The sequence below is a fragment of the Tetragenococcus halophilus subsp. halophilus DSM 20339 genome (genome assembly GCF_003841405.1).
Lineage (GTDB): Bacteria > Bacillota > Bacilli > Lactobacillales > Enterococcaceae > Tetragenococcus > Tetragenococcus halophilus.
In genome coordinates this window covers 576,762-591,617 of record NZ_PXYA01000001.1, presented here as the reverse complement: position 1 = coordinate 591,617, position 14,856 = coordinate 576,762, and the positions used below count along the sequence as shown (strand labels likewise).

The window sequence follows — 14,856 nt, the reverse complement described above, 5'->3', positions numbered from 1 at the left end:
TTCTCAAAAACACTTATATATGTATCTGAGTAAAGCAGGTGTGTAAGTTGACCTGCTTTTTTGTCATTCCGTTGTGAAAACGATTTATTTTCTCTTTCATGTTTTATACTTATTTTATTAAATAAATGAGGAGGGAAAATGATTGATAACATTATTAGGTGGAATAGGGTTATTAATTCTTGGGTACATTTTCTATGGTTCTTATATAGAAAAAAACTTTCAAATCAAACCTGACCGCGTGACACCAGCTAAAGCATTACGCGATGGTTATGATTTTGTTCCTATGTCAAAATCTAAAAACGCCATCATTGAATTATTAAATATTGCAGGTACAGGTCCTATCTTTGGTCCGATTATGGGTGCGCTTTATGGTCCGGTTGCTTATTTATGGATTGTTTTAGGTTGTATATTTGCTGGCGGCGTTCACGACTATATGATAGGTATGATTTCATTACGTAATAACGGTGCGCATTTACCAGAGTTGGCTAGTAAATATTTAGGCAAGCCAGTTAAACACATTGTAAATATTTTTGCCATGTTACTTTTACTACTTGTTGCTACGGTGTTTGTATCTTCACCCGCCAATTTAATTGCAGATATCACGCCAAGTTGGATGACTGTGGGTATTATTACAGTATTAATATTTATTTACTATTTGATATCAACGGTATTGCCAATTGATAAGGCGTTAGGAAAAGTTTTCCCTATTTTTGGCGCAATTTTAATTATCAGTACTGCTGCTATAGGTGTAAGTTTATTATTTAGTGGTTATAGTATTCCTAATATAAACGTACAAACAATGAATAATTTTCATCCTGAAGGAACAGCTATTTTTCCAGCACTTTTCTTCACGATTTCTTGTGGGGCTCTGTCTGGCTTCCATGCTACACAAGCACCTATGGTTTCACGTACGACTGAAGGGGAAAAAGAAGGACGCTTTACTTTCTACGGTATGATGATAGGCGAAGGTGTCATCGCGATGATTTGGGCAGCAGCTTCGATGACGTTGTTTGATGGGCAAACATTAAACGGTATGATCAATGCAGGTACACCTTCTGCTGTTGTAAATGAAGTTTCTATTAACTTGCTTGGGAATGTTGTAGGAACAATTGCAATTATTGGTGTCATTGTTCTTCCGATCTCTTCTGGTTTATCAGCATTTAGAAGTTGCCGAACAATTTTGGCGGATTATATTGGCATGAAACAAGATAAGATCAAAAAGATTTTAATGGTTGCTGTTCCTTTATTCGCCATTTCATTTGTGCTTACACAAATTGATTTTAATATCCTTTGGCGCTATTTTAACTGGGCTAACCAGGTAACTGCGGTGATCTCATTATTGGTTTCTACTCGTTATCTCTTTTTGAAAGAAAGAAATTATTTCGTTACCTTTATTCCTGGGGCTTTAATGCTGTATGCTTGTATCGTCTATATCATTAGCGAACCGATTGGCTTACAGATGGGACTCACGCCATTATCTTATACTTTAGGTGTTGTTTTGACGCTAGGAATTCTTTGGTTATTCTGGCGTACAGGTTTGAAACAAAAATCGGCACTTTCACCAAACAGCCAATTTATAAACGATCAATGGCCAATTAAAAGTTTTACAAAAAGTAAAGAAGCCTCTGACGTAGGTAAATCATAAAAAAACGTCTTATGAGTTAAATATTACAAAATAAACGATAAGTATTTGATTAAAACACAAATACTTGTCGTTTATTTTATACTAGAAATAGTAGTTTTGTTACTTTTTTAGTTTTTTCAGAAAATATTTTTGCAATAGCTTGTAATTTATCTTGTATCAAGGCATAATATATATAAGTACTATATACTTATATATAGCCGTAATTGGACGGCTGTCTCTACCCGATACCGTAAATATCGGACTATAAGTCAAAAATGTGTCTAACTGCACACTTTTTTGACTTTGTTCAAAAAAGGTGCTTTTTTTAATTGAAAAAGGAGAGTAGAAATGGAAGAATTGGTTCGCCGTATACAACATGATGGCAATGTTTTGTCTGAGGGTGTATTAAAAGTTGATCGTTTTATCACCCATCAAGTAGATCCTGAATTAATGGAAAAAATTGGTGCTAGGTTAGCAGAAGTTTTTGCTGATAAGAAAATTACTAAGGTAGTAACCATTGAAGCATCAGGTATTGCTCCTGCAATATATGCTGCACAAAGTTTAAACGTGCCAATGATTTTTGCTCGGAAAGCTAAAAGCTTAACAATGGATGAAGAATTGCTCACTAGTTCAGTTTATTCTTTTACTAAACAGCTAGCTAGTACGATTTCTATTTCACGAAAATTTTTAAACGAAGAAGATCATGTATTGATCGTAGATGACTTTTTAGCTAATGGACAAGCGGCTAAAGGATTGATCGAGTTGTGCCAACAAGCAGGCGCAGAAGTAGAAGGCATAGGTATCGTGATTGAAAAAAGCTTCCAAATGGGTAGGCAATTACTAGAAGATATGGGTGTACCTGTTGTTTCCCTAGCTCGTATTGATTCACTAGATGACGGGAAAGTTTCATTCAAAGAAGCAGATGCATAGAAGTTGCGAAGTTATCTAACCAACTAAACAAAAAGCCTGTTTAGTTGGTTATTTCTTTTTAAATGAAAAGTTAAACGATTTCAATTTAAAATGTCTAAACATTTTTATTTTTAATAAAATTTTTCATTTAACTACTTAGTGACTACTTGCGACTCGGTGATTTTCAAGGTATCATTTAAAAGTAGATATGAAACAATAATGGAAAGTAGGGATCAACTTGGTCAGACCTTTGATGCCAGGTGGAACAATTGGAATTGTCGGCGGAGGACAACTGGGAAAAATGATGGCTATTAGTGCGAAAAATATGGGTTTTCATGTGGGCGTATTGGATCCTGTAGGTGATTGTCCAGCTGCTCAGCTAGCAAATTGGCATATTGTTGCTGATTGCGATGATGTCCTTGCCTTGGAAGAACTAGCTAAACGAAGTGATCTTATCACTTATGAAACAAGTAAAATCAGCGTGGATGGCCTAAATGCGATCATTGATTCTGTCAACGTCCCACAGGGAACTGATTTACTGGCGATCACGCAAGATCGTTTGATGGAAAAATCATTTTTAGAAACAAATAATATTGTTATCCCGCCCTATGAAACAATTATTAGCCCCACTGATATTCAAGAAGCCATTGATAGTATTGGCTTTCCTTGTGTACTAAAAACGACACGTGATACAGACCAACAGTATATCTTAAAGGATATGTCTGATTTAGCTCCTTCTATGAATTTGCTTAGAGAAGGAACGTGTGTATTAGAAGCTTTAATTCCTGTAAAAAAAGAATTATCTGTTCTAATTGCTGGAAACGGCTTTGAATGTTCGTCCTTTCCAGTAGTCGAAACTATTTATCGAGACAGCGTTTTATTTGAAACAATTGCTTCTGCTGATGTAGAAAAAGAAGTCGCAGAAGAGGTAAAACGTATTGGCGTACAAATAGGAGAGGCTTTAAATCTGCGTGGCGTTTTAGCTATTGAAATGGTTTTAACAGCCTCTGGAAGTATCTATACTACCAAGTTAACGCCGCGCCCGCATAGTATTGGAAATTATTCCGTTGATGTTTGTAATATAAGTCAATTTGACGCGCATATTCGTGGCATTTGCGGTTGGCCTTTAGGCGATATTCAGTTATTTAGTAAGGCTGTGACAGTAAATATTTTAGGTGAGGCTTTAAATACCAGTCTAAAATTAATTTTAGAAAAAACGAATTGGAATTTTTATTATTACGGTAAAAAAAGAACGGTAAATAATCGCAAAATGGGACATATTACTATCCCAACTGCAACACCTGAGGCGATTTTAAACGAAATTGCTGCGACGAATTTGTAAGTAAAAGGAGAAAAATATGTTAGATCGTTATACTCGTAAAGAGATGGGAAAGATTTGGTCAGATGAGAATCGCTATAATGCATGGCTTGCTGTTGAAATTCTAGCAGACGAGGCTTGGACGGAATTAGGAGAAATTCCGCAAGAAGATATGAAAAATATCAAGGACAAGGCTTCTTTTGATATAACTCGAATTCAAGAAATTGAAGCACAAACGAAACATGACGTGGTAAGTTTTACAAGAGCGGTTTCTGAATCTTTAGGTCAAGAAAGTAAATGGATACACTATGGACTTACTTCTACTGATGTTGTTGATACAGCTTATGGTTATTTAATGAAACAAGCCAATGAAATCTTGCGTCAAGATTTAAAAAAATTCGCTGAGGTAATTGCTGCAAAGGCTAAAGAATATAAATATACAGTTATGATGGGGCGGACGCATGGTGTTCATGCCGAACCTACGACTTTTGGCTTGAAACTTGCCTTATGGTATGCAGAAGTAAAACGTCACATTGAACGTTTTGAACATGCTGCTAGTGGGGTAGAAGCTGGTAAAATAAGCGGTGCTGTAGGGACATTTGCGAATACACCACCATTTGTTGAACAATATGTGTGCGAGAAGTTAGGCTTGCGTGCACAAGATATTTCTACTCAAGTTTTGCCACGAGATTTGCATGCTGAATATATTGCAAGTATGGCGCTAGTTGCGACCAGTATTGAAAAATTCGGCACAGAAATTCGAGGTCTGCAAAAATCGGAAACACGTGAAGTTGAAGAATTTTTCTCCAAAGGGCAAAAGGGCTCTTCAGCTATGCCGCATAAAAGAAACCCCATCGGTTCTGAGAATATGGCTGGTTTAGCTCGCGTTATTCGTGGTCATGTGATCACTGCTTATGAAGATGTTACTTTATGGCATGAACGTGATATCTCTCATTCTTCAGCGGAAAGAGTGATCTTACCTGATACAACGATCTTACTTGACTATATGTTGACACGGTTTACGAACATTTTGGAAAACCTTACTGTATTACCAGAAAATATGAAAAAAAACATGGGGGCAACCTATGGGCTGATTTACAGTCAACATGTATTGTTAAAATTAATTGATCATGGCATGACTCGTGAAGAAGCTTATGACTTAATCCAACCAAAAACAGCACAAGCATGGGACGAGCAAACCGATTTTCGTTCTTTATTAGAAAAAGATGCCGATATTAGGAATGTGTTATCTCAAGAAGACTTAGATGAGGCTTTTGATTATCGTTATCATTTAAAAAATGTGGATGAGATTTTTAAACGGGTAGGTTTAGATAACTAAAGGAGGAAACGACCATGAAACAGCTGAAATTTGGATCAACTGGCATTGAAGTCCCTAGTGTAATATTAGGCTGTATGCGGATGAATTCTGCAACAGAACCAGAAAAAGTGCTGCAAACAGCGGTAGAGCATGGCATAACGTTTTTTGACCATGCGGATATTTACGGTAGCGGCGAATGTGAGCAAGTGTTTGCTAATAGTTTGGCTAAGACATCGATTAAGCGAGAAGATTTATTTATTCAATCAAAGTGCGGTATTGTGCCAGGAGAAATGTATGATTTTTCTTAAGAACACATTATACAAGCAGTCAATGGAAGTTTAAAACGTCTGCAAACTGACTACCTAGACGCTCTACTTTTGCACCGTCCTGATACATTAATGGAACCTGAAGAAGTTGCCGCCGCTTTTGACGAGTTAGCAACACAAGGCAAAGTCCGGCATTTTGGTGTAAGTAATCATAATCCTATGCAGATTAAGTTGTTGCAAAAGACAGTCAAGCAACCTCTTGAGGCGAATCAATTACAATTTGGTTTAATGCATACAGGCATGATCGATGAAGGACTATATGTTAACCGCAAAGAAACGCAGGCAAGTGAACGTGACGGGGAAATTTTAGAATTTTCTCGTTTAAAAAATATGACTATTCAGGCATGGTCTCCTTATCAAGCTAGTTCAGTAAAAGAAGTTTTTATCAATAATGATCGCTTTCCTGAATTAAACCAAAAATTAGCTGAGTTGGCTGAAAAATATCATACTACGCCTAATGGACTTGCTTCTGCCTGGGTTTTACGTCATCCAGCGAATATGCAAATAATTGCAGGAACAATGAACAGCAAAAGAATTGAAGAGATCGCACAAGCATCTGAAATTCAACTCTCTCGAAAAGATTGGTATCAACTTTATCTCTCAGCTGGCAATGGTTTACCATAAAAAAAGCGGCCGATTGTTCGTTAAACACGAACAATCGGCTGTTTTGTTTATAGAAAAGTAAAAGTTTAATTGCAAAAAAGTTTCATTTACGCTAAGTTATTAGAGGTTCGATAAAAAATAACGAATAAAGCGAGAGGATGTTATCGATGTTTGATATGCAAGTGTTTGATTATGAGGATATTCAATTAATACCTAATAAATGTATCGTCGACAGCCGCTCAGAATGTGACACCAGTGTTACTTTAGGGAAACATACATTTAAAATGCCAGTGGTTCCAGCAAATATGCAAACGATTGTAGATGAATCTATTTCGCAGCATTTGGCGGAAAATGGTTATTTTTATATTATGCATCGTTTTGATGAAAAAGCAAGAATTCCCTTTATCAAAAGAATGAAGAAAAAAGATCTCATTACTTCTATTAGCGTCGGCGTTAAAGAGGGCGAATATACTTTTATTGACGAGTTAGCAAAAGAAAATCTTATTCCGGATTATATAACTATTGATATTGCCCACGGGCATTCAAATTCAGTGATTGCTATGATTCAGTATATCAAGAAAAATCTACCACAAACCTTTGTTATTGCCGGAAATGTAGGAACGCCAGAAGCTGTTCGTGAATTAGAAAATGCGGGAGCTGATGCGACTAAAATTGGTATCGGTCCAGGAAAAGTATGTATCACTAAATTAAAAACCGGTTTTGGTACAGGGGGGTGGCAATTAGCTGCGCTACGTTGGTGTTCAAAAGCAGCTAGAAAACCGATTATTGCTGACGGAGGTATTCGTACTCATGGGGATATCGCTAAATCCGTGCGCTTTGGTGCCGCTATGGTTATGATCGGTTCTTTATTTGCAGGACACGAGGAATCGCCTGGTGAAACAAAAGTTGAAAATGGGACAGTTTACAAGGAATATTTTGGTTCTGCTTCTGAGTTTCAAAAAGGTGAGAAGAAAAATGTTGAAGGTAAAAAGATTTGGGTCGTGCACAAAGGATCATTTCAAGATACTTTAAACGAAATGCAACAAGATTTGCAATCGGCTATTTCTTATGCAGGGGGCAAAGACCTAGATTCTATCCGTACTGTAGATTATGCTATTGTAAAAAATTCAATATTTAATGGGGATACAATTTAGTATGGTTTGTTTTTATTTTGTTTGGTAGAATAATGCTGAGGTGAAAGAGATGCCAATTAAAGTAATGACGATATTTGGCACACGGCCAGAAGCAATCAAAATGGCGCCGGTTGTCAACGCATTAAAAAAAGATGAGCGTTTTTCCGCAAAAACAGTAATTACTGCGCAGCATCGAGATATGCTAGATCAGGTATTACAAATTTTTGATATCAAGGCTGATTATGATTTAGATATTATGTCTCAAGGTCAAACGTTGACAGATATCACAACAAAAGTTTTATTAGATTTACAGCCGATTTTACAAAAAGAACAGCCTGATATAGTGCTTGTTCATGGAGATACGACGACTACTTTTGCGGCAGCGACTGCAGCTTTTTACCAACAAGTCAGAATCGGTCATGTCGAAGCAGGCTTGCGAACTTGGAATAAGTACTCCCCTTTTCCAGAAGAAGCGAACCGGCAGATGACCGATGTATTAGCTGATTTATTTTTCGCGCCAACTGAACAAAGTAAACAAAATTTACTAGCAGAAAATCATCCTGAAAAAGCGATTGTTATTACTGGAAATACTGCGATTGATGCGATGAAATTTACCGTAAGAAAAGATTACAATGCGCCTTCTCTAGCATCAGCAGGGCAACGTCAATTGGTGCTTACTATGCATCGTCGTGAAAATTTGGGCTCACCTATGATTCAGGTATTTTCTGCTTTACGGCGAATTGCTCAAGAATTTCCCGATGTATCTATTGTTTTTCCTATGCATAAAAATCCGCAAGTACGTAAACTTGCTAGTGAAAAGTTAGCTGATTTAAAAAACGTTCAGTTGATTGAACCTCTCGGAGTCATTGATTTTCACAATTTTATCGCTAACAGTTATTTAGTTTTAAGCGATTCTGGGGGAGTACAAGAAGAAGCACCTTCCTTAGGTGTGCCGGTACTTGTTTTACGAGATACCACTGAACGTCCGGAAGGAATTGACGCGGGCACCTTAAAACTGATAGGAACTCAGGAAGAAGAAGTTTATCGATCAACGAAGATTTTATTGAATGATCAGCGAATCCACACAGCTATGGCACAGGCAAAAAACCCATACGGCGATGGCTTTGCAAGTGAATACATTTTAGATAGTATTTATAGCTATTTTAATGATAGCAAGATATAAAAATTTAAGTTAGATATCATATCTAATCATAAAAGAAACTGTACAGGCATATCATTGTGTTTGTACAGTTTCTTTTGTTAAGAAAGCTATTATTTGTGATTTGGATAACGCAATATAAAGGAAGTAAACTTATAAGGGTTATTCATCTGTTTCTTTCATTTTTTTAAACTGTACTAATTTTGTGATAAAAAACACGAACTCATTTTATAAAAGCAAACGTTTCCTAAATCGTTTACTTTTTTAAAAAAACTTTATTTTTTTAGGGCTATAAAACAGGAATAATACAATTTTCATAAATAATTTACTTGTATTTTTGTAATAAAAATGATAATTTTATAATTGTAGGCGGTTAAAACAGTAATACAGAATTTTTTGCTGTTATAATGAGCCATAACATAGAAACAATTGATAAAAAAAGAGGACAGTGTGACAAGATGGCAAAGAAGAAGACGATTGACTTTCAAGCATTGCTAGATGAAGTTGATACGCTATTTCCAACTTACCAAGCTATGGATAAAGATGGAAACATAGTAGATGAATCATTGGTACCTGATTTAAGTGATGAAGATTTAGTTGAATTGATGAGTCGAATGGTGTGGTCACGTGTATTAGACCAACGCTCAACTGCTTTGAATCGTCAAGGACGTTTAGGATTTTTCGCTCCGACTGCTGGACAAGAAGCAAGTCAATTGGCAAGTCATTTTGCTTTTGAAAAAGAGGATGTTTTACTTCCTGGATATCGTGATGTACCCCAATTAATACAACATGGTCTTCCGCTATACCAAGCGTTCTTATGGTCACGTGGACACGTTGTGGGAAATGAATATAGTGATGATTTACATGCTTTACCACCACAAATCATTATTGGTGCACAATATGTACAATCCGCTGGTGTAGCCCTAGGTTTGAAAAAACGTGGAAAAAAGAATGTAGTATTTACTTATACAGGTGATGGCGGTTCTTCTCAAGGGGACTTCTATGAAGCATTGAACTTTGCTGGATCTTACAAAGCAAATGGTGTATTTTTTGTACAAAATAACGGCTTTGCGATTTCTGTACCACGTGAACACCAAACAGCTGCTAGCACCCTTGCGCAAAAAGCGGTTGCAGCAGGAATTCCTGGAATCCAAGTAGATGGTATGGATCCATTTGCCGTATATACTGTTTCAAAATTAGCTCGCGAATGGGCAGCGAATGGTAACGGACCAGTGTTGATCGAAGCTGTAACTTACCGTTATGGTGCACATACATTGTCAGGAGACGACCCAACCCGTTACCGTTCAAAAGACTTGGACGAAGAGTGGGAAAAGAAAGATCCATTGATCCGTTTCCGTAACTATTTAGAAAATAAAGGCCTTTGGTCAGAAGAAAAAGAAGAAGAAGTTATGGAAAATGCAAAACAAGAAATCAAAGATGCGATTGCTGAAGCGGACAAAATTCCAAAACAAAAAGTAACTGATTTCTTGAAGAATATGTTTGAAGAACAACCGCAAAATATTCAAGAACAAATTAAACAATACGAAGCGAAGGAGTCGAAATAATCATGGCACAAAAAACAATGATTCAAGCAATCACGGATGCCTTAGCTGTTGAATTGGAAAAAGATGAAGATGTCTTGGTTTTTGGTGAAGACGTTGGTAAAAACGGTGGCGTATTCCGTGCTACTGCTGATTTACAAGATAAATTCGGCGAAGATCGAGTTTTTGATACACCATTAGCTGAATCAGGTATTATGGGTTTATCTTTTGGGTTAGCTTTAGAAGACTTTCGAGCTGTGCCTGAAATTCAATTTTTCGGCTTTGTATTTGAAGCAATGGACGAAATTGTTGGACAAATTGCACGTACGCGTTATCGCATGGGAGCTAGTCGTAACTTACCAATTACACTGCGCGCACCATTTGGCGGTGGTGTGCACACGCCAGAATTACACTCTGATAACTTAGAAGGATTGATCGCTCAAGCACCTGGTATACGTTTGGTTATTCCTTCCAACCCTTACGATGCAAAAGGTTTACTTATTTCTTCTATTAGAAGTAATGATCCAGTTGTTTTCTTAGAACATATGAAACTTTATCGTTCATTCCGTGAAGAAGTTCCAGATGGTGAATATGAAGTGCCACTAGATAAAGCTGGGATTGCCAAAGAAGGAAACGATGTAACGATCGTAACTTATGCTGCTATGGTACGTGAAGCTTTGAAGGCGGCCGAAAATCTGGAAAAAGAAAATATCAGCGTAGAAGTTATTGATCTACGTACAGTTTCTCCAATTGATTATGAAACAATCATTGCGTCTGTTGAAAAAACGAATCGCGTTGTGGTTGTGCAAGAAGCACAAAAACAAGCAGGTGTAGCTGCAAATATTTCTTCTGAAATTGCTGAAAAAGCAATCCTTTCATTAGAAGCTCCAATTGGACGTGTTTCAGCACCGGATACAATTTATCCATTCGGACAAGCTGAAGGTGATTGGTTACCAAATGCAAAAGACATTGAAGAAAAAGTTAGAGAAACTGTAAACTTCTAATAAAAAATTGAAGATGTTTTTTAGAGATAAGAGTAAGAAGTTATTTTTCTCTTATCTCTTCAAAATGTCTGTTTGTAAAATGAACGCTAAATAAAGGAGATATCAAAATGGCATTTCAATTTAAATTACCAGATATCGGTGAAGGGATTGCCGAAGGTGAAATTGTTAAATGGATGGTTAAGCCTGGTGATACGATCAATGAAGACGATACATTGCTTGAGGTACAAAATGATAAGTCGGTAGAAGAAATCCCTTCTCCAGTTACAGGAACAATTAAAAATATTTTAGCTGATGAAGGAACAACTGCAGCCGTTGGTGATACATTAGTAGAAATTGACGCAGAAGGTTATGAAGATGAAGATAGTAACAACACAGCTGCTCCTAAAGAAGAACAGACACCTGCAGCGCCAGCATCAGATGCTGAGTCTGGTGAAGAAGGCTTTTATGAGTTCAAATTACCAGATATTGGTGAAGGAATGGCAGAAGGTGAAATCGCTAAGTGGATGGTTAAAGCAGGCGATACGATCAATGAAGACGATACATTGCTTGAAATTCAAAATGATAAATCAGTAGAAGAAATTCCTTCTCCAGTTACAGGTACGATCAAAAATATCTTAGTAGACGAAGGCACTGTGGCGAATGTAGGGGATACATTAGTAGAAATTGATGCGCCTGGCCATAACACTTCTAAAGCAAGCGCTCCAGCTGCTAGTGGAAAAACAGAAGAAGCAAGTACAGACACCACAGGCTCCACGGGCGTAGTTGAAGCTTCTGATCCTAATAAACGGGTATTAGCAATGCCATCTGTTCGTCAGTTTGCACGTGAAAACGATGTTGATATTACACAGGTTACCGCAACTGGGAAAGGTGGTCGTGTAACTAAAGAAGATATTGAAAGCTTCATTTCTGGTGGTTCTAAAGAAACAGCAGCTCAAACTCAAGAAACTGGTGAAAAAGCTGCAGCAGCTCAGCCAGAAGAAAAAGCGGCACCAGCTAAACCATTTGCTTCTAGCTTGTCTGACTTAGAAACACGAGAAAAAATGACGGCAACGCGTAAAGCTATTGCAAAATCAATGAGAAATAGTAAAGACACAGCACCACACGTTACTTTACATGATGAAGTTGAAGTAACAAAACTTTGGGATCAACGTAAGAGATTTAAATCCGTTGCCCAAGAAAATGGCACAAAATTAACGTTCTTACCATATGTAGTTAAAGCATTGACAGCTACAGTGAAGAAATTCCCTGTTTTGAATGCTTCTATCGATGATGTGTCTCAAGAAATTGTATATAAACATTATTACAACATCGGAATTGCAACAGATACAGACCATGGTTTGTATGTGCCAAATATCAAAGAAGCTGATCGCAAAGGTATGTTTGCTATTGCTGACGAAATCAACGAAAAAGCTGGTCTTGCCCACGAAGGTAAGTTGTCAGGTCAAGATATGCGCGATGGCTCAGTTACTATTAGTAACATCGGATCTGTAGGCGGTACTTGGTTTACTCCAGTCATTAACTATCCTGAAGTGGCTATTTTAGGTGTAGGTACGATCAAACAAGAACCTATCGTAAATGATGAAGGTGAAATTGTAGTGGGTCGTATGATGAAGTTATCATTGAGTTTTGACCATCGTATTGTAGATGGAGCTACTGCACAAACAGCAATGAATAATATCAAACGCTTGCTCAATGATCCAGAGTTACTATTAATGGAAGGATGATAAATAAATGGTCGTTGGAGATTTTGCCATAGAGTTAGATACAGTAGTGGTTGGTTCCGGACCTGGTGGCTATGTAGCTGCCATCCGTGCCAGCCAAAAAGGCCAAAAAGTTGCTATTATTGAAAGAGAAAACATCGGTGGTGTTTGTTTAAATGTAGGATGTATTCCTTCTAAAGCACTAATTGCTGCAGGACATCACTATCAAGATGCTAAAGATTCTGAAGCTTTTGGTATAAAAACAGAGAATGCTACTTTAGATTTTAGCAAAACACAAGAGTGGAAAGAAAATCAAGTTGTTAATAAATTAACTTCTGGTGTAAAAGGGCTTCTTAAGAAAAATAAAGTAGATGTTATCGAAGGGGAAGCTTTTTTTGTTGATGAAAATAGTTTACGTGTCATTCACCCTGATTCAGCCCAAACATATACATTTAATCATGCTATTGTGGCTACAGGCTCTCGTCCTATTGAAATTCCAGGTTTTAAATTTGGAGGCCGTGTCATAGATTCTACTGGCGGTCTGGCTTTAGAACAAGTGCCAGAAAAATTAGTTATTATCGGTGGCGGTGTGATTGGCGCTGAATTAGGTAGTGCTTATGCTAACCTCGGCTCTGAAGTAACTATTCTTGAAGGAACACCACAAATTTTGCCAACTTATGAAAAAGATTTGGTTAAACTTGTTGAAAATGACTTCAAAAAGCGGGATGTTAATATCATTACAAGTGCAATGGCTAAAGAAGCTATTGATAATGGCGATAGTGTAACTGTTAACTACGAAGCTGATGGGAAGCAAGAATCTGTAACAGCAGATTATGTCATGGTTACTGTTGGTCGTCGTCCGAATACAGATGAAATGGGTCTAGAACAAGCCGGTGTAGAAATTGGAGATCATGGTTTATTACCTGTAGATAACCAGGGTCGTACAAACGTTAAAAGTATCTTTGCTATTGGCGATGTTGTCCCAGGTGCTGCTTTAGCTCACAAAGCAAGTTATGAAGCAAAAATTGCTGCTGAAGCTATTTCAGGCGAAAAAGTTGCTGTAGATTATAAAGCCATGCCGTCCGTTGCTTTTACGGATCCTGAAATTGTAACTGTTGGCATGACTATTAATGAAGCTAAAGAAGCTGGACTAGATGCTAAAGCTTACAAGTTCCCATTTGCCGGCAATGGTCGAGCGCTTTCTTTGAATAAAACAGAAGGTTTCATTCGTCTTGTGACTACTGTTGAAGATGACGTTATTGTAGGAGCACAAATAGGTGGTGTTGGCGCATCTGACATGGTTTCGGAATTAGCCTTAGCTATTGAATCAGGAATGAATGCAGAAGATATTGCATTGACGATTCACCCACACCCTTCTTTAGGCGAAATTACAATGGATGCTTCCGAGTTAGCACTTGGTCTACCAATTCATACGTAAAAATTAATAAACCTTGTTAGATGGGAACGTCTAACAAGGCTTATTTTTTTCATTTTAAATCTTCATCACTTTATCCACTACACAATATTTTTTCACCACAAATTGATTTTTATTGTTGTAATTGCCAGCAATAACTATATTATTATCTTCTCTAACTTCGTATAAAAAATTCAACGAATGACTAGCGATAAGACAACTAATATTATTGACCTTAAAATGTATAAGAGGACGAGTGCTAAGTTTAATGACTTTAATCTTTGTTACTTTACCTTTTATTGTTATCAACTCTACTCACTCCTTGATAAACCAAGTTTGTTCAAATTGTCATCTTATAACCATTATACGAACAAACGTTCGAAAAGTAAAGTGTATAAATTTTATAGTACTAATAAGTGGTCATTTATTTTATGAAAATTGCTTACAAACTGTTTGCATGAGAGTTGTTCATTTTTTTAGTTATTGGTACACTAGAATTATGAGATAAAAGAAAATAGGTGAAAATATGCAAGATTATCAATATCCATTAGATACGGAATGGTCAACAGAAGAAATGGTCTTAGTTATGAATTTATGGCAAGCCCTAGAAGATAGTTACGAAAAGGGGATTTCTGCTGAGAAATTCCTCGAAGCTTATAATGGTTTTAAAACAGTTGTTAAGAGTCTAGGGGAAGAAAGAAGATTAGGTCGAGCGTTTGAAAAACTATCGGGATACTCATTATATAAAACAGTCCAAGAAGCCAAAGCGCATCCTGACAAGAAATTAAAAATGAAAGGATGAATTAG

At 37.0% G+C, this 14,856-nt stretch carries 12 protein-coding genes, 1 pseudogene and 1 riboswitch; of the genes and pseudogenes, 12 read left to right on the top strand and 1 reads right to left on the bottom strand.

Going from position 1 to position 14,856, the window contains the following annotated elements:
* Nucleotides 1-142: 142 nt before the first annotated feature.
* The 11 genes and pseudogenes from C7K42_RS02775 (at nucleotide 143) to lpdA (ending at nucleotide 14,073) form a co-directional block, all read left to right on the top strand.
* Complete coding sequence (locus C7K42_RS02775; RefSeq protein WP_103099521.1) at nucleotides 143-1,645, top strand: carbon starvation CstA family protein; 1,503 nt, start codon at nucleotides 143-145, stop codon at nucleotides 1,643-1,645.
* 167 nt (nucleotides 1,646-1,812) lie between these two features.
* Nucleotides 1,813-1,909: riboswitch (purine riboswitch) on the top strand.
* A gap of 63 nt (nucleotides 1,910-1,972) precedes the next feature.
* On the top strand, nucleotides 1,973-2,554 hold the full coding sequence (locus tag C7K42_RS02770; RefSeq protein WP_094243530.1) for a xanthine phosphoribosyltransferase: 582 nt from the start codon (nucleotides 1,973-1,975) through the stop codon (nucleotides 2,552-2,554).
* Nucleotides 2,555-2,786: 232 nt separating this feature from the next.
* Nucleotides 2,787-3,875 carry a 5-(carboxyamino)imidazole ribonucleotide synthase gene (gene purK, locus C7K42_RS02765; RefSeq protein ID WP_014124910.1) on the top strand — a complete coding sequence of 363 codons (1,089 nt, stop codon included), beginning with the start codon at nucleotides 2,787-2,789 and terminating at the stop codon, nucleotides 3,873-3,875.
* A gap of 16 nt (nucleotides 3,876-3,891) precedes the next feature.
* Complete coding sequence (purB, locus tag C7K42_RS02760) at nucleotides 3,892-5,190, top strand: adenylosuccinate lyase (protein WP_061840473.1); 1,299 nt, start codon at nucleotides 3,892-3,894, stop codon at nucleotides 5,188-5,190.
* A 14-nt stretch (nucleotides 5,191-5,204) separates the two neighbouring features.
* Nucleotides 5,205-6,119, top strand: a pseudogene (locus C7K42_RS02755) (aldo/keto reductase).
* A 155-nt stretch (nucleotides 6,120-6,274) separates the two neighbouring features.
* A complete protein-coding gene (gene guaC, locus C7K42_RS02750) occupies nucleotides 6,275-7,252 on the top strand; it encodes a GMP reductase (protein ID WP_014124907.1) in 978 nt (325 codons plus the stop codon).
* A gap of 49 nt (nucleotides 7,253-7,301) precedes the next feature.
* Complete coding sequence (wecB, locus tag C7K42_RS02745; protein ID WP_014124906.1) at nucleotides 7,302-8,414, top strand: non-hydrolyzing UDP-N-acetylglucosamine 2-epimerase; 1,113 nt, start codon at nucleotides 7,302-7,304, stop codon at nucleotides 8,412-8,414.
* Between the two features lie 434 nt (nucleotides 8,415-8,848).
* Complete coding sequence (gene pdhA / locus C7K42_RS02740; protein WP_061840471.1) at nucleotides 8,849-9,955, top strand: pyruvate dehydrogenase (acetyl-transferring) E1 component subunit alpha; 1,107 nt, start codon at nucleotides 8,849-8,851, stop codon at nucleotides 9,953-9,955.
* Between the two features lie 2 nt (nucleotides 9,956-9,957).
* A complete protein-coding gene (locus C7K42_RS02735) occupies nucleotides 9,958-10,935 on the top strand; it encodes an alpha-ketoacid dehydrogenase subunit beta (protein WP_014124904.1) in 978 nt (325 codons plus the stop codon).
* Nucleotides 10,936-11,042: 107 nt separating this feature from the next.
* Complete coding sequence (locus C7K42_RS02730) at nucleotides 11,043-12,659, top strand: dihydrolipoyllysine-residue acetyltransferase (protein ID WP_014124903.1); 1,617 nt, start codon at nucleotides 11,043-11,045, stop codon at nucleotides 12,657-12,659.
* Nucleotides 12,660-12,666: 7 nt separating this feature from the next.
* Nucleotides 12,667-14,073, top strand: a complete 1,407-nt coding sequence (gene lpdA, locus C7K42_RS02725; protein WP_014124902.1) for a dihydrolipoyl dehydrogenase — start codon at nucleotides 12,667-12,669, stop codon at nucleotides 14,071-14,073.
* 54 nt (nucleotides 14,074-14,127) lie between these two features.
* Here the strand turns inward: lpdA and C7K42_RS02720 are convergent, their stop codons facing one another.
* Nucleotides 14,128-14,358, bottom strand: a complete 231-nt coding sequence (locus C7K42_RS02720) for a hypothetical protein (protein ID WP_041591825.1) — start codon at nucleotides 14,356-14,358, stop codon at nucleotides 14,128-14,130.
* A 217-nt stretch (nucleotides 14,359-14,575) separates the two neighbouring features.
* Here C7K42_RS02720 and C7K42_RS02715 point away from each other — a divergent pair, with 217 nt between their 5' ends.
* The gene (locus C7K42_RS02715; protein WP_014124901.1) at nucleotides 14,576-14,851 is read left to right on the top strand and encodes a UPF0223 family protein; all 276 of its coding nucleotides are present in this window, start codon (nucleotides 14,576-14,578) and stop codon (nucleotides 14,849-14,851) included.
* The last annotated feature ends 5 nt before the right edge of the window (nucleotides 14,852-14,856 follow it).